The organism is Cohnella abietis (genome assembly GCF_004295585.1).
In the GTDB taxonomy this organism is placed as follows: domain Bacteria; phylum Bacillota; class Bacilli; order Paenibacillales; family Paenibacillaceae; genus Cohnella; species Cohnella abietis.
Genome location: NZ_AP019400.1, coordinates 5,474,788 through 5,501,039, shown reverse-complemented (window position 1 = coordinate 5,501,039; position 26,252 = coordinate 5,474,788). Strand labels below are relative to the sequence as shown.

Here is a 26,252-nt window from a genome sequence, read left to right as displayed (position 1 = left end):
TACTACATTTTGGTCAGTCAGCAATTTCACGAAGGAGCGATCTTTCGCTATCCAAAAGACAGCGAGAGCTGTTTATGCTTACAATGAGAAGAGTATACAGCCCATCGACAAGATCATATGCTGCAAGAACTAGAACAACTATTTCGTGCTCAATATCGCAATAAAGTGGACAATTTTATATATTCCTATTTGCGATAATAATGATATAATCATTACTGAAAATGATTATCAGTATCAATAACGGAGGGAAGACATGTATCAATCAGAGAGAGCGGCTCACGTGAGCCGGAGAGCGAAACAGGGTCAAAGAAAACTTCAGGGGGTTGCTTTACTGTTAATCCTATTTGTATTTACGGTATTCGTAAGTGCTTGCGGGAATAACACGAACACCAATACGGGAGCTAACACGGTTGAGACTCAAAAGCCCGAACAAACAAGCAGCGCGCAACCAACTGCGCAGTCAGAAGAACCACAAATGATAACAGTGAAGGACGCTTACGGGGAGAAGCAGGTTCCATTGCATCCGAAGCGTGTTGCGGTTATCGGCCTTGAGGATATTGCGCTAACTTTGGAAGCTCCATTGGTGTACGCGTATGATTTTGATGGTTATTACTTGCATGACCAATTGCAGGCATTGCATATTCAAGTATCTGGCAGCTCGGATGTGAATCCGAACTTGGAGGCAATTTTGGCTTCGAAGCCGGATATTATTATTCTCCAGCAATACTTTACCGATCAGGGCGGATATGACCAGCTTAATAAAATCGCTCCAACGGTAGCCTATCCTCCGGACGACTGGAAGTCGAGCATTATCGAGATTGGTAAAATTCTTGGCATAGAGGAGAAGGCTCAATCGGTTATTCAGACTTATGACGACAAGATTAAGCAGGCCAAGGAAACGATCGAGGCGGAGGTACCAGGTAAAACGGTTGCATTTATACGCCCTTCTGACAAGGATCTTCAAGTGTTTTTTCCAAGCTTTAATAGTCTCGTTTACGATCAACTGGGGCTGAAGCCTGATACGAGCATTGCTACATTTCAGAAGCAATCTCCCGAGGATTGGGGAATCACTACATCTTTAGAAAGCCTTCCTTTGATTACTGCGGATTACGTGTTCGCTATCTATGGAGGCTCTATCAGTTCAGCGGAAGACTACTTATTAGAAAATGCTGCCTCGACGGAAGTCGAAAAGCTGAAGGTTTGGAAGGCGATTCCTGCTGTGAAGCAAAACCATGTGTTTAAAGTTTCCTCCAGACACTGGATGTCGTCCGGTCCCATTGCCAACAGCAGAGTAATAGAGGATGTGGTGTCTTCGGTCACCGGCAAGTAATAGAAGGTAGACAAAAACCGCGAAAGGCATGATGCTACGCGGTTTTTGTTTTTTTCGTCAAGTTAGGGGCTAATGTTATTCTAAGATTTTTTAACCCTATACCAATACTTATAAATTTCCGAGTAACCAATTTTTGAATAGAGTCGAAGAGCAGGCTTATTATTCAAAACTACCGCTAAATAGCTGTGTTTCGCCCCGTTTACTTTACCCCAGTGTAACAAATTCAATATGATTTGCTCCCCAAAGCCTTTATTTCTATAATTAATATCCGTGACGATATCATATAGCCCGATGTATTCTCTCTCTATAATTCCAAGACCGCAAGCAACAACTTGCCCTTCATAATAAAGAGATATAAAACCTTTTTTCGTCTTAATGTTGGACAATATTCGTTCCATAGTGTCTTTACTATTGGCTTCGACATTATTGAGTCTAAAAAAATTATCTAACCACTCAGCATTACTATTTTCAACTATTTGTATAGATTTTAGCTTAGGTTCATTTATGTTCTCTAACTCTAAGGTTTGGACACTTGTAGAATCAATTAAGGAGTAGCCATTCTCCTCCAGAATTTCATCTAAATTTTCAGGGTGAACAAAAGGAGTGATTTTGTAAGTAGTAGGCAGGTTATTGTTTGAATAAATTTTCTCGCATTGTTTGATTTTAAGATTCAAATCGTAGGTTGAGTAATGAATAGAGTTAATAGAGTTAGCACGTTTCGTATAACCGTTAGCGAAGCGCAATACCCAACCATCGTAAAGTAAAGTGGATAAAGGCTGCCAGTTGTTCAGTGATAATTCTTCAATAAATTTATTATCCATAGTTAACCTCCATGTTATTTTTGTGTAATAATACATATTAATGAATAAAAACTCAATAGATATGTGTAGGGGGACATTGCTATTCTCTAAAGTGATTATAAATAGACGTAAACGATGGGTTTTGATATTCTGAAAAGAGATACATTTTGTGGGAAAAATTCTCTGGAGTGGGGGTTCTACATGAATAAAAAGGAACTTGCAAGAGAGATATTTAATACATCGCATCTTACTGGAGTATTTAAACTACGATCAGGAAAAGAATCTGATAAATATTTCGATAAATACTTGTTCGAATCCAATCCCAAGCTGTTGGCCGAAGTTGCTGATAAGCTCGCTCCCCTCATTCCGCTTGATACTGAAATTTTAGCCGGTCTGGAAATGGGTGGGATCCCAATAGCAACTGCATTATCGTTAAAGACTGGAATACCTGTTGTTTTTGTAAGGAAAAAAGCTAAGGAATACGGAACGTGCAAACTTGCAGAAGGTAAAGATATTGATGGCAAGAAGGTATGCATTATCGAGGATGTTGTCACAACTGGCGGGCAAATCTTACTAAGTGCTGAGGATTTGAAAAAGTACGGTGCGAAGGTTAAGGATGTAGTTTGTGTTATTGAAAGAGAAGAAGCGGGAAGAAATAACCTGGAAAGTGCTGACCTAGTATTTCATTCATTGTTTACTATGGAAGAGCTTTTATCAGCGGTTAGTGAGGCTTAGATATTAAGAACGCCAAACGCTAAGCTGTGTGTCAGCTGTGGTCACCTCTCTTAAACATTACTGTCCTACCATTGAAGGTAGATGTACGAAATTTTCGAGTAACGAGGCAGGGAAGAGTCATGTTCGGAGGTAGATGCACGAAATTTTCGAGTAACGGGGCTGGGAAGAGGCGCGTTTGGAGGTAGTGTTCGATATTTTCGAGCAACGTGGTCTAGATGAGGCAAGTTCGGAGGTAGGTGTTCGATATTTTCGGGCAACGTGGTCTAGATGAGGAACGTTTGAAGGTGGATGTACGAAATATTCGAGCAACGAGGCTGGGAAGAGGCGCGTTTGGAGGTAGTGTTCGATATTTTCGAGCAACGGGCCCCCGCATGGTGTGAATGTAGAGAGGTGTTCGAAAATTTCGAGTAACTATCCAAGGGAATAGTTAATTGAAGCAGATACAGAGATTCCCAAGAAGGCAACTGATGATGGTATAACCTACCGGCATCAACCGCCTTAATATATTGATTCAGCTATTCTCTTAGGAGCTGCGTTCAGCATAGCTTCAATAGAAGCAACAGGGCAGGTCACTTAACGCTGGAGCCTCCATCCAGAGTTAGCACGGTGCCGACCATATATTTCATATTCGGATCGGCGAGGAAGAGAATGGCATTGGCAATTTGTTCGACAGTGCCCAGATAGGAAGTAAGGCGGCGATCCAGCATGAACTTTTTGTGCTTGTCTGGATCAAGATTATAACGAAGTAGATTGTTGAACATTTCAGTTTCAACCGTTCCGGGACAAAGACAGTTGACTCTTATGCCGCTTTCGGCATGATCAACAGCCATCGATTTGGTTAACGCGATGACTGCAGCTTTGGCGGCGCTGTAGGCTGCTCTGTTCTTATACCCTTTGAGTGCCGTTTCAGAAGCGATATTAATAATTGTTCCAGAGCCTCTCACCAGCATATGAGGCAGAATGGCATGGCTTGTAAGGTAGACAGAGGTGACATTAGACTGCCAGGTGTTAGTCCAATCCTCTAGGCTAATATCGGTTACAGCACCTGAAACTAGATATCCGGCATTGTTGACTATAATATCAATATGACCGAGGTGTTGAAGCACTTGCTCGGTCATAGCTTGCACAGATTGCTCATCCGTCAGCTCTGTAGGCACGAACAAACTTTTTCTCCCCAAGCTAACGATATGCTCTGAGGCTTCTACCCCTTTATGAAAATTGCGTCCAATAATAGCGACATTGGCGCCTTCCAAGGCAAAACGGTACGCGATTTCCCTCCCAATTCCCGAAGTAGAACCCGTCACAATAACGTTCATTCCATCAAATTTCATGACTAATCTCCTTAATAAGGGATGTCTCCAACGGCAATAATGCGTTTGGAAGCGGGAAGCTCCAAATTATGAATTTCCTTTAATCCAGAGTATGGTGTAACAACAATGTCTATATCATGCAGCAACTGCTCTAATGCTGGACGCTCAAGCTGCTTTAACTGGTGGAAAGTGATCTGGGTAATGCTCGATGTCTTAACACTCTTAATTTCATCGCTGTAGGTTGCGAAATCGTCAGTGCGGAAAGATACGAATAGAAGATGCTTGCTTTTTTCCGAGACGGCCTCGTATATTTGTTCGAAAATCAGATAGGCGACAGGCAGCTCCTGCAAATTTATTTGCAATTGAACTGCTTCTTTCATTTTGCTATCGATAAAAGAAAGGGTTTCGCGGTCATTAGCGATCCGTCCGGTATCAAGAACTTGGGTGCCACTCCCCTTTTTGACAACTACGACGCCTTCCTTGGCCAACTGATTATAGATAGCATTAATGGTATTGCGATTTAAGGAAACCTGATCGGCCAACTCATTAGCTGAAGGCAGAAAATCTCCGGGTTTTATAGCACCTGAACCGATCAGGCACAGAAGCTGCTCCTTGAGTTGAACATTAATTGGAATGGGGGATAGCGGAGTTATGTTCAAAGGCAATTTTGATATAGAGTTCATTTCCGAAGTCCCTCCTTTGACAGTAAGTATGTAAGCGTTTATGATTCTAGCATGCCCACAATAGTTTTCTATCTCACTAAGCTTCTTATATGAGTATTAATAAAAAATATTTAATTGTCAATGACATATGTCTATATAAATAGGAAAGGTGTGTTCTTCTCATGATGAACTACGGTCTTGTCGTAAACCCGGAGGTTCCGCTGCCGATTCATGTTCAGGTGATGGAGCAGATCAAGTGGTTTATCGTTCTTGGCTTCATGAAGCCGGGCGAAGTTCTGATACCAGCTGCCCAATTGGCAGATCTGCTGCAGGTGAACAGGAATACGGTTCAGGCCGTGTACGCTCAGCTTCGAGAAGAGGGGATTTTGGATACCCGCAAAGGCTACGGAACTTGGGTCGCAGACAGCGAACAAACACATAAGCTAATTGAAGAGAGGAAGCCGCTAGGGCAGTTCATGGAGCAAACATTTGAGGAGGCACTCAAGTCAGGGCTTGATCGCTCCCGTTTTGTCAATTTGAGCGCTGCTTCTGTCCAGCTTCAACTGAAATACAACACTGAGCAGTTCATGTTTATTGTAAGCAAGGAGGAGGAATACAGATTTCTTCATGAAGAAATCGTCCGATTGACAGGGAGGGAAGCAGAACCGCTGTTTGTCGAAGGTCTTGCAGATATGGAAAATAGTTCGCAATCTTCTCAGTCCTCTGGCGATGTAATGGTCACTACCTTGTCTTGCGTAGAGGAAGTGAGGCGCCTCTATCCGAATGCTGCGGATTCCATCATTATCGTCGAACCCGTTATTGATCAGTTCACTTTTTTCGAGATTGCACATACAATCAAGACTAGCCGAACAGGCTTTGTGAGCGGAGGGAAAAGGGGCGTGGATTGGATCAATAGCCAGATCGCTGCATCAAGCGCTGACTATATTTCTCTAACGATTAACGAACAGGATAAAATAGTGGAGATGCTAGGTGTCGTTGAACAGGTATATGCGGCCCCGTCTGTCTACGATTCGGTAAGGAGACTCGCTCCTGATAAGGTGAAACGATTGAATCTTCAATTGGAGAAAAGCAGTGAGTTCCAGCTTAAAAGTTTTTCAGGTGACCGATATAACTATCTGACTAGTTAACTATGTGAATTAGTTGATAATATGTTTGACAATAATCTATTCGAATAGTATTATGGAAAAAACTGATAGGCGCTTTGCCCACCGGATATCTGGAGGCCCTCTTACTTTGTGAAGAGCGCCTCTTTTTATTTGATTTTAACGGAAGGAGAGTGTCTATTGACTGTAGAGCGGAATGAAGTGGAGTTTGGTTGGTATATCCCAACTTATGGTGATGGAAATCATGTGGGTGTAAGACCAGAGCGTGAAACCGATCTGAGTTATATTATTCAACTGGCCCAGCATGCAGAGAAAGCGGGATTTACATTTGCACTTATACCTACGGGTGGCACCTGTTTGGACGCTTGGGTTGTCGGTTCAGCAATTATTTCTAGCACCACGACTTTTAGGCCTCTTATTGCGATGCGACCTGGATTGGTTTCGCCTGTGCTTGCGGCTAGAATGGCCGCGTCCTTCGATTATTTGTCTCAAGGCAGACTTCTAATCAATGTTGTTACGGGCAGCTCTGCTAAGGATTTACGCATGATGGGCGATCCCCTTGCGGACAGTCATGACGAGCGCTATGAACGTACGCGGGAATTTTTGCAGATCGTCAAGGGATTATGGGCGAACAGCAGTGTGAACAATGAAAATGATTTTTTTGCGGTTAATGAACCTTATCAGGATATCGAACCCCTGCAGTTTACAGGCAATCATTATAATCTTGAAGCGGTTGCTAGCTACCCTGCAACGCAGCAGCGGCCTCATCCACCTCTTTATTTTGGTGGAAGCTCGGCTTCAGGGAAACGAGTGGCTGCCGAGCTTGCAGACGTGTATCTGATGTGGGCGGAGCCGCTTAATTGGATTCAAGAGCAGATTGGTGAGATGGAAGCATTGCGCAATGAACAGCAGGAGGCTACAGGCATTCGAAGACCATTAAAATACGGTTTAAGGGTGCAAATTCTAGTTAGGCAGACAGAAGAGGAAGCTTGGAGAGACGCTTGGGAAATTATTAGTAAGGTGAACAATGTTGCGATTGAACAGGCTGAGGAACGGTTTACGAAATCCGATGCTGTGAATCAAATCCGCCAGAACAAGCTCAGGACTTATTCCAAAGAAAATCAATATTTACTGGGGCCCAATTTGTGGTCAGGTCTCAGCACCGTGAGATCAGGTGGCTCGCTAATGCTTGTCGGTACGCCAGATCAGGTATCGGACCGAATTATCGAGTATATCCGGATAGGCGTTTCATCTTTTATCTTGTCGGGATTCCCGCATCTGGAAGAAGCGGATATCGCAGGCGAGCTGCTGCTGCCCTTGATTAAAGAGAAGCTGAAGCAAGAGCAGTATACCACTTTATGAGAGGTGAGGATTGAAATGGGAGTGGTACAAGAGAGAAGGCCCAGTTATTACGTGGAGATAGCGACAGAGCTGGCTCAGGAGTTCGCAAAGAATGCGGCTCAGAGGGATAGAGATGGCGGCACTCCTAAGCACGAGAGAGATCTCATTCGCCAAAGTGGGTTGTTGAAGCTGACAATTTCTGAGCAATATGGCGGATACGGTCAACCTTGGTCTGTGGCACTGGCAGTTACAAGGGAGCTAGCTAAGGCTGACGGATCGGTGGCGCATTTATTTGGCTATCATCACGCAGTGCTGGCTAACTTCCAGCGACTCGGAACCCCGGAGCAAGTCGCATTTTACCTGGAGGGAACAGTCAACAAGAACTGGTTCTGGGGCAATACATCCAATGTCCGTAAAGGCGTCAGCCGTGTTGTAGGTAATCGAGTTGACAATCATATTGTGCTTAATGGCAGCAAAAAATTCACCACAGGTACACCTGACGCGGATTATGTTTTGATTTCGTGGGAAGACGAGAAAAGCGCAAATACAGTAATTGGGGTCATTCCTGGCGGACGTGAAGGTCTGAAAATTCATGATGACTGGGACGGAATCGGCCAGCGCCAAACCGGTAGCGGAACTGTGACCTTTGAAAACGTAATTGTGGAATTGAGCGAAGTTTTAGAAGAGCATCCCAATGAAATAAAGGATTCTTATAATCCTCCTCTTACACAAGCGGTTCTCACCAACATTTATTTAGGGAATGCACTGGGTGCACTTGATGAGGCTAAGCGCTATATTGTAACAGAGGCACGACCTTATGCGTTATCGGATGCGGATACTGCAGCGGAGGACCCCTATATTATTCTCAAGTATGGCGAACTATGGGCCGAGCTGAAGTCGGCCGAAAGCTTAGTAGATCTCGCGTCGAAACATGTGGATCTAGCCGATTCCAATAGGTATGCATTATCCGCTCAAGAGCGGGGAGAAGCGGCGGCTATCGTCACTGCAGCTAATGTCATTGCAGGCAGGACAGCACTAGACGTGACCAGCAGAATTTTTGAGCTTATGGGAACGCGATCGGCAACGGTTCGCAATGGCTTTGATCGTTATTGGCGCAATGTACGAATTCATACGCTGCACAATTCAGTGGATTACAAGCTGAAAAATATCGGGAATTGGGCATTGAACGGTAAGCAGCCGCCTACACCGATTGGTGGACTGCATACTTGATGGATGATTTGTACGGATAACCTGGCGAACAAGGATTGCTCTGCGATCTAGTTTGCTTTTTATAAGGGTTCTAAACCAACTAAATCTATTGGAATAATAATCGGGGTTCGGGAAGGATGACGATGTGAGATGAACAATATAACTCCCGTTAACGGGAGTTATATTGTTGCGGGAGATAAGTGGTGCCTACTGACTCTGACTAACTCCGACTAACTCCGACTAACTCCGACTAACTCCGAGCCACGGCGCAGACATGGAGTTAGATAAGAGGAGAGACCGACTAACTCATGAGAAGCCGCGCAGAAATGAAGAGAAATAAGAGGAGAGACCGACAAACTCACTATTAAGCCCCCTAAATAGATTGGAGAGTGCCTGCAAAGTTAAGGTACACTAAGATAGGGGGATGAGGATATATGAGGAGACGTAATCGCACTTTTGAAGCTATAAGACATCAAGCAGCTAGGGAAGCTTTATCTGGTATAAAGCCAGCTATTGTTGCACGTAAGTACGAGGTTACATCTGAGACCATACGCTCTTGGGTGAAGGAGTTTCAAGAAACCCATGGCGATGATAGCATACCTACATTCAGTGAACGCGCAGCAGATGAACAACGCTATCTTGAACTCGAGGAAAAACATGCCCGTGCTATGAAGGTCTTGGGCGAGAAAGAACTTGAACTCGAGATTTTGCGTGAACTTATAAAAAAGAAGAACCCTCTCTCGATGACAAACTAGAGGTTGCCACAACCTTCATTGAGCGGGGAAACGCAGTCGTAATCGTATTACAGATGGTTGCAGTGGCTTCTTCCACGTACTATGAGCGCCGTCTTAGGAAGAACCATTTGGAAGTCGTTGCCTCGAGTCCGCCTGCCCGTGGTAGACCTCTGTCCACCCATACCCTGCTGCAAAATGGCGATAAGGTCAGCAATTCACAGGTGCAGGAATGGCTGACGGAACTCATTTCAGGTGAAGAATATATCTACGGCTACCGCATGCTCGCAGAATGCTTACGTGTCCAGTACCAGGCTTTGATTAATGATAAGAAGGTATACCGTTTTTGCAAGGAGCTAGGCATTTTGAAGCCTCAGCGTAGGAAAATTGTTCACTATCCAAGGCGATTAGCCCGCAACCATACCATCACTGCTTCAAATCAGCTGTGGCAGCTCGACATTAAGTATGGGTACGTCGAGGGTTACGATCAGTTCTTCTATCTGGCAGACATGATCGATGTCTACGACCGAACCATTGTCGGTTACCACTTAGGCTCGTCGTGCAGTGCTATCCATATCTGTCAAACAGTGAAAGCTGCATTCAAAGCCCGCTTGTCGCAGGGCGAAGCTAGGCCAATTATCCGGACCGACAACGGCCCGCAGTTTATAAGCAAGGCGTTTGGTGCGCTCAGTGCAGATGAGAATGAGCCCTTTATTCACGAGCGTATCCCGCCAAAATCACCAAATATGAATGCTTACATCGAATCGTTTCATGCCACATTGGAACGCGACGTATTGGACAAGACGTCGTTTGAAACATTCGAAGCAGCGTACCAGGCAGTGCGGGACTACATCGAATTTTACAACGCACGTCGGATGCACGGCAGCTTAGGGAAGCGTTCACCAGCAGCATTCATGAACTGGTTAAAAGGTACCAAAGAAGACCTCAAAAAATTCGATCGCGTGCTGTAATTTTGAGCAAAACGGCGAAAAAGAATGGGATTCTATAATAACAACAGTTTTACTTGGAGACTCTCCGGAATTAGGGGACCGAACCGCTCATGAGAAGCGGCGCAGATATGGAGAGAGATAAGAGGAGAGACCGACTAAATCCCGAGCATCGGCGCAGATATGAAGAGAGATAAGGGGAGGTACCGACTAACTCCGAGCATCGGCGCAGATATGGAGAGAAATAAGAGGAGAGACCGACTAACTTCAGAGCCACGGCGCAGAAATAGAGAGAAATAAGAGGAGAGACCGACTAACTCATGAGAAGCGGCGCAGATATGGAGAGAAATAAGAGGAGAGACCGACTAACCCTGAACCGCGGCGCAGAAATGGAGAGAGATAAGAGAAGAGACTGACTAACTCCCGAGCCGTGGCGCAGATATAAGAGGAGAGACCGACTAAATCCGCATCCCAAGCCACCAAGTAACCAGTCAACCCGCGCATCCCAAGCCACCAAGTAACCAGGCCAATCCGCACCCCAACCACCAAGTAACCAGCCAACCCGCGCACCCCAAGCCACCGAGTAATCAGGCCAATCCGCCAATCCCAAGCTACGTAAGCTCCCCAGTGAGCCACGTCACCAATCAACCCAATTGCTGTGTTCACTCTCCGTTCATACTTTTTTGATATGCTCTCAATTGTATTCGAGAGGTAGTTATCAAAAAATATGTGGAGGTTTATTATGTCATCATCTATGAGAAAGATATCTTGCAAAATGATGTTACTGGTGTTGTTGATCGTTAGTATGGGAGCAGGGTTGTTCGCAGCTCAGGCACCTGTATCTGCAGCGCTTCCTGATTCTACAACTGTTCAGCACGAGGGGAAGCCGGACTTGACCGACACTGTTGGGCTAACGGCATTTATTGATGGTATTATGAAAGGGCATATAGACAATTTCAAAATTCCAGGGGCAGTCGTCACGATCGTTAAGGGCGATAAAATCCTCCTAGCTAAGGGTTATGGTCATTCCGACATAGAAGCAGGCAAGCTAGTCGATCCCGAGACCAGCCTGTTCCGAATTGCATCGACAACAAAGCTGTTTACTTGGACGGCCGTGATGCAATTGGTCGAGCAGGGCAAAATAGATCTCGATACCGACATCAATACCTACTTAAAAACAGTAAAAATACCGAAAACCTATTCAGATCCCATTACTATGCGTCATCTCATGACTCATACCGCCGGTTTTGAAGAAGGGGGCGTTGGTTATCAAATCACCACCGACCCTAAGAAGCTTCCGGTATCCATTTCAGAAACACTTGCCAAGCATATGCCGGCACGAGTAAGGCCTGCCGGTGAGATGGCGTCTTATTCCAACTATGGCGCATCTTTGGCGGGACTAATCGTCGAGGAAGTTAGCGGCATACCGTATGACGACTATATTCAGAAAAACATCTTTGATCCGCTTGGAATGAAATACGCTTCTGTTCAAGAACCAATTCCAGCATCCTTGGAGCCTTATACGATACATGGCTATGCGAGAGAGAATGGCGTATTCGTAAGAAAGCCCCCTACGTTCGAGGGCGGCTTCCGTCCAGCAGGATCGGGGTCTGTCTCGGCGCTAGATATGTCCCGTTTCATGATTGCTCATCTTCAAGACGGCCGTTACGGAGACAAACAAATTCTTAAACCGGAAACCGTCCAATTAATGCATGCACCAGCCTTCGTATTCATCAAAGGCCTACCGGCAATGGACCTTGGCTTTTACGAGCAGCGGATGAATGGGTTGCGCATCATTGCTCATGGGGGTGCCGACACGTTATTCAGTACAGAGCTCTATCTTGTACCTGAGAAGCAAATCGGTATTTTCGTATCCTATAGTGGTGGTGAAGGTGGAGTAGCGGCAGATGGGTTAGCGAGAGCTTTCTTCGATCGTTACTTTCCAGCGCCAGAAATTAAGCTGCCTCCTATGTCCATTGAAACGGACAAATCATTGCTGAAATATGCAGGTGCTTATCAATTTACACGCCGTAACCATTCTGATATAGATAAGTTTTTCAGCTTTTTGGTCAAGATGAACGTTGAGGTTTCTGGAAACCGACTATCAATGGGGAGCGGGGCGGAGCAGCAAGTATACGCTCAAGTCGGACCTGATTTATTTCAAGAAGTTGGAAGCTCGCATCAGATTGGATTCCGTACGGATGAATCAGGCAAGGTAACTCATATGTTTCTAGATTTCCTTACAGCCATACCGCTAGAACGTCCACCGTTGCTCGACAAAACTACGTTCTGGTATCCTTTACTCGGATTTTCGCTAGTTATGTTTATCACCGTATTGACGGGGTTCGCTTACCGCAGGCGTGAAATTAAAGCAATGCCGAAAGCTCAGAAGTGGGCAGTGCGGTTGTCTGTGGTGACCGCAGCGTGGGCGCTTGCGACCGTTGCGGCGACGTTTTTCGTCGTATTGAATATGGATTTGTTAGATCGACTTAGCCGCATTACGCAATCGTTAAATCTATATCTTTTTATGCCGATAATACTTGTGTTATTGACTTTGGGGATGCTAACTTTTAGCGTGCTCGCATGGAAAGATAAATATTGGACGGTGCTGAAGCGTGTGCATTTCACGCTAGTAACGCTATCGGCAGTGGTATTGTGTGTATTCTTCTACTACTGGAACTTATTGGGCTGGCATTTTGGTTAAGCAACAGTAAGACCATTCGGGGGGAACTCGATAGACATTGGAGGAATGTATTCTTATGGCCAGAATACTGATCGCAGATGACGATGTACACATCCGAGAGCTGATCACCTTATTTTTACGGAATGAAGGGTTCGAGCTGTTGGAGGCAAAAGACGGTGCAGAAGCACTCACAATTGTGGAAAATACTCAAATAGATCTGGTTATTCTCGACATTATGATGCCTCACTTAGATGGCTGGGAATTGTGTAAGGAGATCAGGCGCATCGATTCCAATATCCCTCTCTTAATGGTCACGGTTAAGGGAGAATCGGCTCAAAAGGTGAAGGGGTTCCAGCTTGGGGCCGACGATTACTTGACCAAGCCATTCGATCCATTAGAGCTTGTGATGAGAGTAAAAGCGTTACTTAAGCGATATATGATTGTCTCCTCACAAACCATCCAACTGAACGGCATTGTGCTAAATCGCCGTAACTTTCAAGTTGTTCGGGGAGATGAAACGTTAAATTTGCCGTTAAAAGAATTTGAGCTCCTGTTCAAGCTAGCCAACCATCCGGGACAAATTTTTACACGGGAGCAGTTGATTACCCATATCTGGGGGATGAACTACGAAGGCGATGACCGAACTGTTGATGTCCACATCAAGCGGCTAAGGGAAAGGTTTGCCGGCGACTCGCAGCATTTTCAAATTGAAACGGCCCGTAGTCTAGGGTATCGGCTAGTCATCACATGATCAAAACTTTATACGTCCGTATTATTATCACGTTTCTGGCCGTCATTATGTTCAGCTTGCTGTCCTCTTTCTTTATTGGGGTCTTTGTATTCCAGAAAAAAATAAACCATTTAGGACAGAATGACTTGATTGCAGTAGGAGAGGAGATTGTTAGTCTTTATGAGCAAACAAAACCCGGAGATCGCGATGCGTTCATAAAGCATATGGTGAAGGTATCCTCTCATCCCATTCATATTTATGACTCTACTGGCAGGGTTACTTTTTATGGATTAGAAAATACGACTAACATAAATATCGCACCAGAGGTCGTTCAAGAGGTACAACGGGGGCATTATTATCGTTCTCCTGACAGTGCAGAGCAAATGTTTGTTGGTCTTCCGTTCCTATTCGAAGATGAACATCACGCCATGTTTATGCAGTTTTCACCACAGAATGAAAATATTACAAATCGGCTGATGCTGCTCATATTGCTGCTTGGCTTGTTGATTGGAAGCTTATGCATCCTCGTTGCAGCGCGCTATTTGGTTAAGCCATTGCAAGCCTTGACGAAGGCGACCAAGCAACTTGCAAAGGGTGATTTCGACATAGAGATAAAAACGAAACGCGCTGACGAAATGGGAGCCTTGACTCAAAGCTTCAATGAGATGGCAAGCGAGCTTAAACAGCTGGAGCAAATGAGGCAGGATTTTGTTTCGAATGTCTCTCACGAAATTCAAACGCCACTAACGTCTATTTCCGGATTTGCGGTAGCTATGAAGAATAGCAATTTAGTAGCGGAGAGAGATAGGAATTATTACCTAGATATTATTATTTCGGAGAGTGGCCGACTATCCAGACTAAGTGATAATTTGTTGAAGCTGGCTTCCCTAGATTCCGAGCATCATCCATTCGAAGCAATTACGTACAATCTAGATGAACAAATCAGAGAAATTATCGTTACTTGTGAGCCTCAATGGTCGGCTAAGGGGATACACATCGATCTAGAATTGGATGAAGCAGTCAAAATAACGGCAGATCGTGACCAGCTCAACCAAGTATGGATGAATTTATTCGGCAACAGTATTAAGTTTACTCCTGCGGGTGGTCATATTGAAATACACATTAGCCATTCAGCGAATGAAATTATGTTCTCGATAACCGATTCGGGAATAGGAATTGCTCAGGAGCAGCTCGAGTATGTATTTGAACGGTTTTATAAAACAGACCCGTCAAGAAATCGCAGCAATGGCGGTAATGGACTTGGGCTTGCTATCGCTAAAAAAATCGTAACCCTCCATCGTGGAAGCATCGAAATGAAAAGTCAGGTAGGAAAAGGTACGACAGTTATAGTGCGCTTGCCTATTCGGTAACGGTGAAAATAATATGTGTTGTTACGTACGAGATCTCCCCGGAGTTATGGGGAGATTTTTTCTTTGCTTTGTAGGGATGTTAATAGGGGTTCTTTCAGGGAATGTTAATGATAGGAGTTAAGCGTGGAAGGATGAAGGGTTGCATTATTGTGATCATATCGTCAGTATAATAATTTCAGCTCTTCATCTCTTTTTTCGCATTTGATAGACTGAATGAGTAAAAAAACCGTTGTTCGCACAATTACCGTTGTTCGTCATTAATAGAGAAAATTCTTCTTAATTCTACAAAAAACAACATTATTAGCATTATAGTAAATGCTACAGAATAATACAATAGTACTAGTCATATTTGACTATATGAACGACTATATACTTCCTTTGAGGCTGTCTTCGACAAAATCCGGGGCTGCTTTTTGAATTTGTTGTACTGTATGAAGATAGCGTTGGGTCGTATTAATATGAGTGTGGCCTAATGATTCTTGCACCTGCTGCAGGGAAGCACCTCGAAGTAAAGCTAATGTCGCATTCGTATGCCTTAACCAGTGAGGCGTCGCTTTTTTCTGAAGTCCGCATTGTTCGCGGGCTTTTTTGATTATTTTCTCGACAAGCCGCACGGAAATGGGGAAAATTCTCCTGTTTGCAGAAAGCAGCTCGTTAGAGAAGTGTTCATTAATTAATTGCCACAGCATTTGAGGAACCTTTACTTCGCGATCCTTTCCTCCTTTCCCATGTACAGTCAACCAAATCGAGCTTTCTTCAGGATCTGTATGGAAATGTCCGCTTTCAATAGCAATGAGCTCTGAGACACGTAATCCTAATAAGATCAATGTCATTCCAATTAAATATTCCCGAATTCCTTGTGTTTTGAGCTGTTCAATTAGTAGTACCACTTCGCGTTTGGTTAAGTAATTATTTTTGCTGGTTACTGTTATCTTTGGCGTACGGACGGCAGTCATTGGATTATTATCGAAAATGCCAATATTAGAATCGCTTCCCCATCTATAGAGAGAACGCAGAGGAGCGATGTGTATGGCTACGGTTGCAGGTGCTTTGGGTTTGTCATCCTTGGCGAGAAGCCCATCAACTAAACCGATTTTGTATACCTCGATCTCTTTCCAAGTGACATCATTTAATGTTTTTGTTCCTATAAAATCACGGAATTTGTTTATTGCACTTAAATAATTTCTGACCGTGTACTTGGATCTTTGGTACGTAGCGAAGAACATATTGACGATCTGATCATCAGAATAGGCTTGTTGGCTTACGACTCGGATTGGAAAATTTGTCTGTTGGGTCTGGGATGGCATTGTTGCTTTTTTCCTCCTTGTAGTATTCGAACAACGGTAATTGTGCGAACAACGGTTCGAAGGGAATTCCTATGTAATTGGTATCTTTATACAAATTGGAATCACCAAACTAATTATAATGTTAAAGGCACACTCATTGAAAGATGGGGTCGCAAAACTATAGGGGCTACAACAATTTCAATTATGAAATGTTAAGCCAGCCAGTTCCCGAATCATTGGCCTCCCTATACGTGGGAGGTTTCTTTTTGTTCAGGATTGCTGATTGATGTGTTTAAATCCAGGGAGGCCTAAAGGTGGGGTAGCATGAAGGACGAATGGTATTTGGAGCTATTACTTCAATTGTTGAAAAAGGATGCAACGACATACGAGCACAGCTTGAGGGTAGGCAAATTATGCGAAATTATGGCAGGTCATTTGAATTTGGACGAGAAGGAAGCTAAGCATTTGATTCATGGAGGCTATCTTCACGATATTGGGAAAATTCATATCCCTGAAGACATTCTGAAGAAGGATTCTACACTAACCAAAGAAGAATGGAAAATGATGCAGACTCATGCGTTGCTCGGCAGTGAAATGATGTGCAAGTATGTGAGCATCGATCAAGAAATTTTGGAAGTTATTCAGTTTCATCATGAACGTTGGAATGGCAAAGGGTATCCATGCGGGCTAAGCCAGAACGAAATTCCTAAGCTGGCGCGTATATGTGGAATACTCGATTCATTTGACAGCATGGTCTCCATTCGCCCTTACTGTCAATCGAAGACGTTCGCAGAGGCGAAGGAAGAACTAGTGCTATGCAGCGGAACACAATTTGACAAAGAATACGTCGATATTTTCATACGTTGGTCAGCTTCCTTCGAGGAAGTATATCTCCCGCAAAAAATACATAAATGAGGTGCCTCAGCATGAAATGGTTTTATAATTTGAAAACATCTGTAAAATTAGTAGCTTCTTTTTTCGTCGTTTCGATGGTGTTGGTTGTTGTAGGGTTATATGGTTTGAATAATATGAGCAAGGTAAACGATGGCTTAACCAATATGTATATTGATAATTTATTGCCGATGAATCAGCTCTCTGAGACCCAAATTCTTTATCAAAGACTAAGGATAAATTTTCGTGAAATTAGCGATTCAGATAATAATACCGAACGAGATCAGTATGCGGAAAAGGTAAAGGAACTCAGAGGATCAATTCAATCTAAGCTGACCGATTACCGTAAGAATACTAAATTAGCGGAAAATGAAATGGACGTGCTTAAGGCTGTCGAGAATGCATGGAACAATTATCAGAAAGCAGCCGATGAGGCGATCCAAAATATATATGCTGGTAAGAAGGAAGAGTTCAGAGCCTCATTCAAAAAAGGAGATATTAGAACAATAGGTGATGAATTAAACAACAGCTTGCAGCAAATTATTGATATCAATATGAAAAACGCAGCAAAGGCGAGTGAAGATGCAGACTCTTTGTATCGTTCATCTCGGACTGTTACCCTATCGATTATTATTCTTTCTTTGTTGCTTAGCATTGGCTTCGGTTACTATATAGCACAAATTATTGCACGCCCGTTGAATCGAATTGTCGGGCTTGTAGCTCGAGTGGCTGAAGGAGATTTGACGCAAACGTCTGATATCCAAACGAAAGATGAAGTAGGCCGTTTAGGTCAGTCTATGAATACGATGGTGTTGAATTTGCGCAAAATCATCGGCTCTGTTTTATCATCTGCAGAGAACGTGTCCGCATCCGCTCAGCAAATATCAGCCTCAACAGAGGAAATTGCCAGTGGTAGCACAAATCAAGCGCAGATTGCAGTGACCATGAATGAATTGTTCAAAGAATTATCTATGGCCATAAGCTCGGTAGCTCAGAATGCCGAGCAGGCGTCCGAGCTAGCCAACGAAACGATGCAAACCGCTCAAGATGGAGGCCTCGTTGTTGAAACCTCGATTGAGGGAATGAGTCAGGTAAATGAGCAGATGGCTCAATTGGAACAGGATTCCGAGAAGATCGGAGAGATTATTGAAGTTATTGACGATATTGCCGATCAAACTAACCTTCTTGCCTTGAATGCGGCAATTGAGGCGGCTAGAGCTGGGGAGCAGGGCAGGGGCTTTGCTGTAGTAGCCGATGAGGTACGCAAGCTTGCTGAGCGAAGCAGTGAAGCGACTAAGCTAATTACGACTATTATTAAAGGCATGCAGCAGAATACTAGGCTGAGCGCCAAGTCGGTTAATGAAGGTGTTGTCTCCTCTCGTAAAACAGGCGAAGCGTTTAAGAATATTGTAAGTATGATCCATGAAACAGCGACGAAGGCTGCGGAGATTGCTGCAGCTAGCGAAGAGCAAGCCGCTCAAACGTCGGAGTTCCTCGTCTCTATCGAAAGTATTTCCGCGGCAACGGAGCAATCTGCAGCAAGCAGTGAAGAAACGGCAATGACTGCTCAATCGCTCGCTCAATTGTCGGAGGAATTAAATAATAATGTAGTTATTTTTAAAATTTAAGTAGGTGTATAGATGGGTGCAGTTAAGCATGAACAATACATTGAGATTGGCATAGAACAGGAAAGATATGCGGTTAGAATTAATGAAATTCAAGAGGTAATTAGATGGCAGGATCCTACGAGGCTCCCAGGCAACAATTCGTATATTAAGGGTGTAATTAACTTAAGGGGCAAGATTGTTCCGATTATGAGCTTGTCCCTGTTTCTCGGTATAGCAGAGGGGCCTTGTACGAAGTCAACGCGAATAGTCATTTTTAATTTTGATGATGAGCGGGTAGGAATGATCGTGGATCGGGTTATCCAAGTCGTCACGCTCACGGATATACAGCCTCACGTAGAATCAGGTAGTAGAGGTAAAAGCTCATGGATCGCTGGCTACGGGCATACAGCAACTGGGCTCGTCTGTATCTTAAAGTCTCAGCGGATTTTTTGGGAGTAAGGGAGTTCAAGTAAATCAAAAGGCGTTAGTTCAGGTGTGTCTTGCCTTTGCTAACGCCTTTTGGACATTCTTGAGGGAAGGTCATTGTATCTGCTTAGTCGCTTCACAGCTAAAGTGCTCGAAAAAATCGTACATCTCCTAACACACAAGTCTTTCACCAGACTAGTTGTACGAAGATATCGAGCATCTCCCTCCAGACGTACCGCATCCGAGACCAGTTACTAGAAATATTCGAGTATCTCCCTCTAAACGTGCCACATCCGGGATCAGTTACTAGAAATATTCGAGCATTTCCCACCAACCGTGCCACATCCGAAACCAGTTATTAGAAATATTCTAGTATCTCCACCAAAGGTGCCACATCCAAGACCAGTTGCTAGAAATATTCGAGTATCTCCCTCTAAACGTGCCACGCCCGAGACCAGTTACTAGAAATATTCGAGCATCTCCCGCCAGACGTACCGCATCCGAGACCAGTTACTAGAAATATTCGAGCATCTCCCGCCAGACGTACCGCATCCGAGACCAGTTACTAGAAATATTCGAGCATTTCCCACCAACCGTGCCACTTCCGAGACCAGTTACTAGAAATATTCGAGCATCTCCCTCTAAACGTGCCACTTCCGAGACCAGTTACTAGAAATATTCGAGCATCTCGCTCCAACTGTGCCTCTCACTAGACCAATTGCTCAAAAATAGCCTCTACGTGATAAGATAAGGAGCGGAAGATAGAGGCGTTAATGAAATCAACCTTACAGAATCGATGGTGGTTATGAAAATCGAGTTTGATAATCATACAATTGAATTTAATATTCAATATGGAATTAGAAAGAAGATTTCAATACATATAGACTCATTAGGTCACATAACCGTTAAAGCTCCTAAAAATACAAATGAAGAAATGGTAAAAAGATCGGTTGAGCTTCATGGAAAATGGATACTCGAGAAATTACACAGCTTTGCGGAGGCTCGGAAGACCCCAAAGAGAAGGGAGTATCAGGAGGAAGGAAAGTTTCTTCATCTGGGGAGAGAGTATTTTCTGCATGAGTTAATAGAGACTAATGAGTTAAATGAAGAGGAGCTTAAAAGAAACCTCAAAAAGTTCTATTTCTCAAGCTGTAAGAAGACAATCGGAGAGCGAATAAATATGTATCAACAGCAGCTGAAAGTAAAGCCCAAATCCATCGAAATAGTAGAATCAAAAACCAAGTGGGGGAGCTGCAGCTCAGATAAAAAGATAACTTTTAATTATCGTCTAGCCATGGCCCCAATTGAAGTTATAGATTATGTAATTATTCATGAGCTATGTCATCTCATTCATATGAATCACGATCGATCATTTTGGAGACGGGTCGGAAGTATTATGCCGGATTATAAAGAAAAGGAAGAGTTTTTAACAAGGCATGGGCATTCTATGACACTGTAAAATGAGCTGCCGCTGCCAGCGTACTAAATGGTGGAAAACCTTGGGTTGATGTGCTATAAGCCGCTGAGAGCGGACTAAATGGTGGAAAACCTTGGGTTGATGTGCTATAAGCCGCTGAGAGCGGACTAAATGGTGGGAATACGTATGTTGGTGAGCTGCAAGCCGTTGAGAGCGGACTAATTAGTGGAAAAGCGTATGTTGGTGAGCTGCAAGCCGTTGAGAGCGGACTAATTGGTGGAAAAGCGTATGTTGGTGAGCTGCAAGCCGTTGAGAGCGGACTAATTGGTGGAAAAGCGTATGTTGGTGAGCTGTAAGCCGCTACCAGCGTACTAATTGGTGGAAACCCGAGGTGTGGTTGGCTGCAAGCCGCTGAATCCGCGGATCTAAGATGCCGAGAGTGTGCTAATGCGGTGCTCCGAGCTCCAGGATAGCAGCTATCAAACTTTGCATGCTAGAGCTCGGGGAGCGGGATTTGGTTCGGTGTCAATTTGGCCAATGGATCGAAGGGGAGGGGCTTTTTTTCCTTGCTTCTAGCATCACATCGGCCAAGCTTAAGCCTTGCTCTCTCATGTCATCGACGTAGATGTCTGTTCGAATGAGGCCTTTATGAACGATAATCGCACGATCGATAACATTCTCGATTTCATCGATTAGATGGGTTGTAAGTAGCACCGTTTCATCGCCAGTCAGCCCAGAGATCATTCGTTTCAACGAATCGCGACGCGAGAAAATATCTTTTCCGACAAAGGGCTCATCCATAATGAGGTAGTCTGCTTTTTTGGCTAAGCCAGCGCATATTTCCAGCTTGATCTTTTGCCCTTTGGAAAAGGTTTTGATCCGGCGATCAGACGGGAGCTCGTAAGCTTCGATCAGCTCGGTATAATGAGTCTGATCAAACCGTGGAAAAAAATCTGCCAGAAACTGCCCGTACTTCCTTGGCGTCATGTCCGGAAGAAAGCTGCCTTCCTCTGTAATGAACGCCATCCGCTCGTATTGCTCTGTTACGGGCTTACCATCTATTTTAACCTCGCCGCTTTGAATTTCGCCTATGCCCATTATTGCTTTAAGAAGCGTCGTTTTGCCGCTGCCGTTGTCCCCGAGAATGCCAACGACTTCGCCAGTATGAATCGTCAAATTGTTCACGTACAGCAAAGCGTTGCTAGAGGGATAGCGCTTATCTACGTATTTTAGCTCAATCACTGACTTTCCTCCCATTAAGCATATTTATTTGACGGCCACGTTCGTAAAGTACCTGAAGTTTTGTTGGTCATAATTGAAGCTGCCTCTCATAGCGACCTGATTGAGCGACTTAAAGCTGTCATCGTTCATATCTGTCATGATTTCACCTTTGTAAACTAACTTCGATTGCTCATATACGTAAATGTAGAAATGTAAAGAGAGAGCGAGATCGAAAGAGGGATCGTTCTCGATGGTCCTTTGATCTCGAAATGTTTTGAAGACATAGAGCTTGTTGTTACGATAGTTCATATAGGAAAGGCTTCTAATAGGATCGATTTCACCATCTGTGAAATTCGTCTTGACCGAATGAACGACCTTTACACCATTAGAGAAGTCTAAGCTTAGCAAAAGTTGTTGAGGTGTAGCGCTTTCCCTGAAGCTTAGATTTAGAATGTCTTGCACACTGTCGCTATAGGCCTCATAGCCTTCGTTATAAGAAATGGTATGCTCAGACTGAGCCTCACCTGTTCGTCCTGGTAAGTAAAAATCACGAACGAATGCCTCCCCGAGTAGCTTGCCGCTGTCGCTGGCATAGCTTCTTATTCGGAGTGAGTTATTTTCTACGGATAACAAAGCCAGTTTGTTGCCGATGGCCTCTAAGCCGAGAACCTCGATGCCAGGGGATTTACCAGATGCGTTGGCTTCGAGGCTAATATCTGCGATTTTCTGGGCGGCATAAGCTTCGCGATCTATAACCGAGGATAAACCCCATTCATAAAAATGTAGCTCGTAAATGCCACTTTCTCCTGAGGCTTGGGCAGATACCGGTACCGTAAAAAACACCTTATCTTTGACTGCGGCCAAGCCGTATAACAGAGGATTGGCGTAGGTGTAGGTAACTGAATTGTTTTCGTTCAGGTTGTAAGAAATGGGAGGCGAGACGAGCGCTGTGCCGTAAGGAATGAAGTATCCATTGGTTTTATTCCTTTTTTGCGATGTTATCTCAAAGCTTCTAGTTCCAGTAATGTAGTATTGTGTGTCATCTAATTGTTTGGGGCTGCCAGGATTGTAGTGATACCAATCGGTCAGCCTCGGCTGCTCGAAAACTTCTGTACTTGTATTTAATAGCCCCTTTTGAAGAAGAAAATGAGCCTGATGATACCCGTCGCGCAATTCGCCGCTAATCGCAACATCGCCTATAGCTTCACGGCTGCCGATTAAATCTTTTATCTCGAAAGTGCCATTGTTACTTTTTGAGTAAGTGCTTAAAGCGATACAAATTATGAGGGCAATAGTAGCCGCAAGTACGGGAATGGCGGCATGTTTTTTCCATTTGGTCATATTAGTGTCTCCTTTCTTTAAGCGATGGTACCTCTTTTTATCATTCTGAGACCGTGCCATAGGAAAAATCCACTGAGCAAGAGGAGCATCAAGCTACTCGGATATAAGCTTGTAGGCTCGAAATAGTGACTAGACTCATTCAGGCGATAAGTGAGAACTCTGTACAAGAGCAGCGCAGCGGCACCTAACGCAATGACTCCCCAATATTTTTTGCTTCGCTCACATAGGGCTGCGTAATAGATGCCAGTAGTGATGACGAGAAGCATACTACAGGAGGATAAAATGCGGCTGAAGCTGAACGGTAGCAGCAGGTGAAAAAAATCTGATCGCACAAAGGCCAAGTACAATCCGTTGTTCATTATAAATTTGCCATCGATGTAGTCGCCCGCCTTGTTTACAAAGAGCGCATACCCGAGTCGAATGCTTACAAACTGCACCAAGATTAACAGGAGGAGAGATATCATGAATACAATAAGCTTACTCAAATACAGTGATTCTCGCCTGATGGGTAATGTCAAATAGGTGTACACGCTTTTGCTACCCCAATAGCCTGCATAAAATGTCTTCAAGAAATAGAGACATACCAGCGCTAGAAAAATGGGGAACAGGAAAGCGCTGCCTGATGCAATATACAAATCCTCAAACCGTGAATGATTGTGAAGCATAGCGTAATTATTAACTGCCGAATTCATGATGAGGATTGGAATTACGAGGGCAGCGATACACAATAGCATTAGGAACAGCAGCCACCTCATAAATTCAATATTGACTAGACGGTACAGACCTTTCAAATAAATCACCTCAATTGTATTAGTGGAGTAGTACAACGGTGGTACAAAAAAACGCTCGATCCAATCATTTATTTCCAATGCTCGCTAATGAGCTCGACAACCGACTTGAATGATAATTGAATTTCCTTGGCCGAATCGACGAACGATTTGACTAGCTCGCGGGTTAGTTCCTCTTCGATCTGGCTGAATATCGCTTCATTAACAAAGATGACGCTTCCTTGAGTGCTGCTCGTATGAACGAAGCCTTCTTCTTCCATGAGTTTGAACGCCTTCTGGACCGTATTTGGGTTAATGTTAAGTTGGGCAGCAATTTCTCGCCTAGACGGCAATTTGTCACCGGACACTGCTTTGCGAAGTAAAATTTGCCGTTTGACGTACATAACCGTTTGCAAATAGACGGGTTCCCGATTGTTCAGCTTAAGCTCATAAAAATTCAGCACGTGCATACTCACCCACTTTCTCGCATGGTTGTATTATTGCAGTAATACAATATTGGTGTCAATGGGTGATCCCATTAGCCTTCACTCAAAACAAAAACACGCTGAATTCGGCGTGTTTTTGTTTTTGAAGCAGACAAGGGTGGGGGCATGGTATGAATTCGTTCATAAGGCAATTAAATTCTGTATTTATGTAATATAAACTAACATTAATGTGATATCGGAGTAATTTTATTAATATTTTTCTTGAGTAAAGCTAACATAAAAATAAATGACAATTGCTATTAAAATCTATTAATAGCGAGAATATCACCGATATTACGATATGTATGCGCTTTTTCAATACTTCTATATACTTGTAATATATTCTTACATAACTATATAATGACGTAGGAAATCACAATTATATAAACACCTTGGGAGGAAAACTAACATGAAGTATGATTTCAAACACAAGTTTCTAAAAAAGATTCTTATTCCAATTGTCGCTATCTCGGTTTTATGTTCAACTGCAGCATTGGTATTCGCTAATGATGACGCACAAGTCGTTGTGGCGAAGGCGGCATTCGCAATACCTGACATCACTCCAGAGCAACAAGCATCGGCTCTGCCTAACGTCATTGTCATCGGCACTGGTGGTACTCTTGCAGGAAAAGCTAGCAACAATGACCCGACTAATTTTCAATCCTACGCAGCAGGTACTTATCCTATAGCAGATTTGGTTAACCAGCTACCTAGAAAAGATAAGATTGCGGATGTTTCGACATTCCAATTCGGAAATAAAGGATCAACAGGATACTCGATGGCTGATCTATACGATCTTTCCCTCGCTGTCGACCAGGCATTGGAGCAATATGACGGTGCTGTTGTCACAACGGGAACAGATACGATGGAAGAGATTGCTTACTTCCTCGATTTGACCGTTCGAAGCGAGAAGCCAGTAATCGTTACTGGATCGATGCGTCCATGGGATGTTATCGGGACTGACGCGCCAGCCAACCTGTACAACGCAATCAAGCTGGCAGGTAGTGGTAAGACCAAGTGGTTCGGCACTGTGATTATGCTCAATGACACCATACAAGCTGCAAGAGAAGTTACCAAAGCAAATGCACATCGCACGGATACTTTTGATACACCGATGCTTGGTGCACTCGGGTATATCGATCAAGCTAACATTCGTATCTACAGAGCACCAGCTAGAGCGATTAAAGCAGGGGCTAGCGATTGGTCAACACCATTTGATTTAAACACTATTCCAAAGTCGAAGCTGCCAATTGTTGATATTGCATTCTCCTATCAGGAAGCAGGGGGCGGCGCGATTAAAGGGTTTGTAGCAGATGGTGCGAAGGGGATCGTTACTTCAGGAACAGGTGCGGGCGGTATATCTTCGAAAATGTCGGCAGAACGTTCTAAGGCCATTTCGGAAAATAATGTTTTGTTTGTCACTACGACAAGAACCGGATCAGGTACGATGTATCCCGGTGGCAACAGCGGAGCTAGCGCGAACATTATTGCTGGTGATAACTTGAATGCACAGCATGCACGGATTTTACTCTTGCTTTCCATCGCTTTCTCTAATGATACATTAACAGCTTCAGATAAAACGCAGATTAAGAGCTGGTTTGCGACATTCGGTACTCAGGACGTAAGTATTCCTGAACCGGTTGTGGGCTTAACTGGTTTAGATGCAGCCAAATCCATTGAGCCAGAGGCAACAGAATCAGCTACACCATCAATTGATCCGAATCCTAGCGAAGTAGTAACTGAATCACCTTCACCATCGATCGATCCGGATCAGAGCAAAGAAGAGAGTGAAACTCCTGTGCCATCGGCTGGTCAGGTCAATCCATAACAACAGGAGGT

25 protein-coding genes and 1 riboswitch are annotated in these 26,252 nt (G+C 44.0%); of the genes, 15 read left to right on the top strand and 10 right to left on the bottom strand.

From position 1 onward, the window contains the following. Window positions 1–253: 253 nt before the first annotated feature. Window positions 254–1,330: an ABC transporter substrate-binding protein gene (locus tag KCTCHS21_RS24340; RefSeq protein ID WP_130614266.1), complete on the top strand. Its 1,077-nt coding sequence runs from the start codon at window positions 254–256 to the stop codon at window positions 1,328–1,330. Between the two features lie 80 nt (window positions 1,331–1,410). On the opposite strand, the gene KCTCHS21_RS24335 is transcribed toward KCTCHS21_RS24340, so the two are convergent. Beyond that, window positions 1,411–2,151, bottom strand: coding sequence for a GNAT family N-acetyltransferase (locus KCTCHS21_RS24335; RefSeq protein ID WP_130614264.1), 741 nt, complete (start codon window positions 2,149–2,151; stop codon window positions 1,411–1,413). Between the two features lie 180 nt (window positions 2,152–2,331). Here KCTCHS21_RS24335 and pyrE point away from each other — a divergent pair, with 180 nt between their 5' ends. Next, complete coding sequence (gene pyrE / locus KCTCHS21_RS24330; RefSeq protein ID WP_130616682.1) at window positions 2,332–2,865, top strand: orotate phosphoribosyltransferase; 534 nt, start codon at window positions 2,332–2,334, stop codon at window positions 2,863–2,865. A 569-nt stretch (window positions 2,866–3,434) separates the two neighbouring features. Here the strand turns inward: pyrE and KCTCHS21_RS24325 are convergent. Beyond that, window positions 3,435–4,196: an SDR family NAD(P)-dependent oxidoreductase gene (locus tag KCTCHS21_RS24325; RefSeq protein ID WP_130614262.1), complete on the bottom strand. Its 762-nt coding sequence runs from the start codon at window positions 4,194–4,196 to the stop codon at window positions 3,435–3,437. Between the two features lie 11 nt (window positions 4,197–4,207). Beyond that, window positions 4,208–4,858 (bottom strand): GntR family transcriptional regulator, encoded by a 651-nt coding sequence (locus KCTCHS21_RS24320; protein WP_130614260.1) that lies wholly within the window; start codon window positions 4,856–4,858, stop codon window positions 4,208–4,210. 161 nt (window positions 4,859–5,019) lie between these two features. On the opposite strand from KCTCHS21_RS24320, the gene KCTCHS21_RS24315 reads away from it, so the two are divergent. From KCTCHS21_RS24315 to KCTCHS21_RS24295, 5 genes are all read left to right on the top strand, one after another. Then, a complete protein-coding gene (locus KCTCHS21_RS24315; RefSeq protein WP_130614258.1) occupies window positions 5,020–5,985 on the top strand; it encodes a GntR family transcriptional regulator in 966 nt (321 codons plus the stop codon). Between the two features lie 156 nt (window positions 5,986–6,141). Continuing rightward, entirely contained in the window at window positions 6,142–7,323 is a 1,182-nt protein-coding gene (locus KCTCHS21_RS24310; RefSeq protein ID WP_130614256.1) for an LLM class flavin-dependent oxidoreductase, read from the top strand. Between the two features lie 15 nt (window positions 7,324–7,338). Next, window positions 7,339–8,532, top strand: coding sequence for an acyl-CoA dehydrogenase family protein (locus KCTCHS21_RS24305; protein ID WP_130614253.1), 1,194 nt, complete (start codon window positions 7,339–7,341; stop codon window positions 8,530–8,532). Window positions 8,533–8,945: 413 nt separating this feature from the next. Continuing rightward, on the top strand, window positions 8,946–9,266 hold the full coding sequence (locus KCTCHS21_RS24300; RefSeq protein ID WP_130605895.1) for a transposase: 321 nt from the start codon (window positions 8,946–8,948) through the stop codon (window positions 9,264–9,266). 17 nt (window positions 9,267–9,283) lie between these two features. Next, window positions 9,284–10,213: an IS3 family transposase gene (locus tag KCTCHS21_RS24295; RefSeq protein WP_331872307.1), complete on the top strand. Its 930-nt coding sequence runs from the start codon at window positions 9,284–9,286 to the stop codon at window positions 10,211–10,213. A gap of 294 nt (window positions 10,214–10,507) precedes the next feature. Here the strand turns inward: KCTCHS21_RS24295 and KCTCHS21_RS24290 are convergent, their stop codons facing one another. Next, on the bottom strand, window positions 10,508–10,855 hold the full coding sequence (locus KCTCHS21_RS24290) for a hypothetical protein (protein ID WP_130614251.1): 348 nt from the start codon (window positions 10,853–10,855) through the stop codon (window positions 10,508–10,510). A 109-nt stretch (window positions 10,856–10,964) separates the two neighbouring features. On the opposite strand from KCTCHS21_RS24290, the gene KCTCHS21_RS24285 reads away from it, so the two are divergent. The 3 genes from KCTCHS21_RS24285 to KCTCHS21_RS24275 are packed head-to-tail and all read left to right on the top strand — an operon-like array spanning window position 10,965 to window position 14,972. Continuing rightward, a complete protein-coding gene (locus tag KCTCHS21_RS24285) occupies window positions 10,965–12,893 on the top strand; it encodes a serine hydrolase domain-containing protein (RefSeq protein WP_232057946.1) in 1,929 nt (642 codons plus the stop codon). 55 nt (window positions 12,894–12,948) lie between these two features. Then, the gene (locus KCTCHS21_RS24280; RefSeq protein WP_130614247.1) at window positions 12,949–13,623 is read left to right on the top strand and encodes a response regulator transcription factor; all 675 of its coding nucleotides are present in this window, start codon (window positions 12,949–12,951) and stop codon (window positions 13,621–13,623) included. Further along, window positions 13,620–14,972, top strand: coding sequence for a HAMP domain-containing sensor histidine kinase (locus tag KCTCHS21_RS24275; protein ID WP_130614245.1), 1,353 nt, complete (start codon window positions 13,620–13,622; stop codon window positions 14,970–14,972). Before KCTCHS21_RS24280 ends, KCTCHS21_RS24275 begins: the two co-directional genes overlap by 4 nt. 365 nt (window positions 14,973–15,337) lie before the next feature. Here KCTCHS21_RS24275 and KCTCHS21_RS24270 read toward each other — a convergent pair whose 3' ends face one another. Next, the gene (locus KCTCHS21_RS24270) at window positions 15,338–16,279 is read right to left on the bottom strand and encodes a tyrosine-type recombinase/integrase (RefSeq protein ID WP_130614243.1); all 942 of its coding nucleotides are present in this window, start codon (window positions 16,277–16,279) and stop codon (window positions 15,338–15,340) included. Between the two features lie 116 nt (window positions 16,280–16,395). After that, a riboswitch (cyclic di-GMP riboswitch) is annotated at window positions 16,396–16,491 on the top strand. A gap of 91 nt (window positions 16,492–16,582) precedes the next feature. Here KCTCHS21_RS24270 and KCTCHS21_RS24265 point away from each other — a divergent pair. From KCTCHS21_RS24265 to KCTCHS21_RS24255, 3 genes are read left to right on the top strand one after another with little or no spacing between them, the layout of a single operon-like run. Continuing rightward, window positions 16,583–17,173 (top strand): HD-GYP domain-containing protein, encoded by a 591-nt coding sequence (locus tag KCTCHS21_RS24265; RefSeq protein ID WP_130614241.1) that lies wholly within the window; start codon window positions 16,583–16,585, stop codon window positions 17,171–17,173. Between the two features lie 11 nt (window positions 17,174–17,184). Next, window positions 17,185–18,777 carry a methyl-accepting chemotaxis protein gene (locus KCTCHS21_RS24260; protein WP_130614238.1) on the top strand — a complete coding sequence of 531 codons (1,593 nt, stop codon included), beginning with the start codon at window positions 17,185–17,187 and terminating at the stop codon, window positions 18,775–18,777. Window positions 18,778–18,789: 12 nt separating this feature from the next. Then, window positions 18,790–19,215 (top strand): chemotaxis protein CheW, encoded by a 426-nt coding sequence (locus KCTCHS21_RS24255; protein WP_130614236.1) that lies wholly within the window; start codon window positions 18,790–18,792, stop codon window positions 19,213–19,215. A 480-nt stretch (window positions 19,216–19,695) separates the two neighbouring features. Here the strand turns inward: KCTCHS21_RS24255 and KCTCHS21_RS31270 are convergent, their stop codons facing one another. Continuing rightward, a complete protein-coding gene (locus tag KCTCHS21_RS31270; RefSeq protein ID WP_162309368.1) occupies window positions 19,696–19,836 on the bottom strand; it encodes a hypothetical protein in 141 nt (46 codons plus the stop codon). Between the two features lie 151 nt (window positions 19,837–19,987). On the opposite strand from KCTCHS21_RS31270, the gene KCTCHS21_RS24250 reads away from it, so the two are divergent. Next, a complete protein-coding gene (locus KCTCHS21_RS24250; RefSeq protein WP_130614234.1) occupies window positions 19,988–20,641 on the top strand; it encodes a M48 family metallopeptidase in 654 nt (217 codons plus the stop codon). A 483-nt stretch (window positions 20,642–21,124) separates the two neighbouring features. Here KCTCHS21_RS24250 and KCTCHS21_RS24245 read toward each other — a convergent pair whose 3' ends face one another. The 4 genes from KCTCHS21_RS24245 to KCTCHS21_RS24230 form a co-directional block, all read right to left on the bottom strand. After that, entirely contained in the window at window positions 21,125–21,841 is a 717-nt protein-coding gene (locus KCTCHS21_RS24245) for an ATP-binding cassette domain-containing protein (protein ID WP_130614232.1), read from the bottom strand. A 24-nt stretch (window positions 21,842–21,865) separates the two neighbouring features. Then, the gene (locus KCTCHS21_RS24240) at window positions 21,866–23,161 is read right to left on the bottom strand and encodes a hypothetical protein (protein WP_130614230.1); all 1,296 of its coding nucleotides are present in this window, start codon (window positions 23,159–23,161) and stop codon (window positions 21,866–21,868) included. Between the two features lie 17 nt (window positions 23,162–23,178). Further along, window positions 23,179–23,952 carry a hypothetical protein gene (locus tag KCTCHS21_RS24235; RefSeq protein WP_130614228.1) on the bottom strand — a complete coding sequence of 258 codons (774 nt, stop codon included), beginning with the start codon at window positions 23,950–23,952 and terminating at the stop codon, window positions 23,179–23,181. Between the two features lie 68 nt (window positions 23,953–24,020). Further along, the gene (locus KCTCHS21_RS24230) at window positions 24,021–24,398 is read right to left on the bottom strand and encodes a GntR family transcriptional regulator (RefSeq protein WP_170211442.1); all 378 of its coding nucleotides are present in this window, start codon (window positions 24,396–24,398) and stop codon (window positions 24,021–24,023) included. 424 nt (window positions 24,399–24,822) lie between these two features. Between KCTCHS21_RS24230 and KCTCHS21_RS24225 the strand changes: the two genes are divergently transcribed. Continuing rightward, window positions 24,823–26,241, top strand: a complete 1,419-nt coding sequence (locus tag KCTCHS21_RS24225) for an asparaginase (RefSeq protein ID WP_130614224.1) — start codon at window positions 24,823–24,825, stop codon at window positions 26,239–26,241. Window positions 26,242–26,252 lie beyond the last annotated feature (11 nt).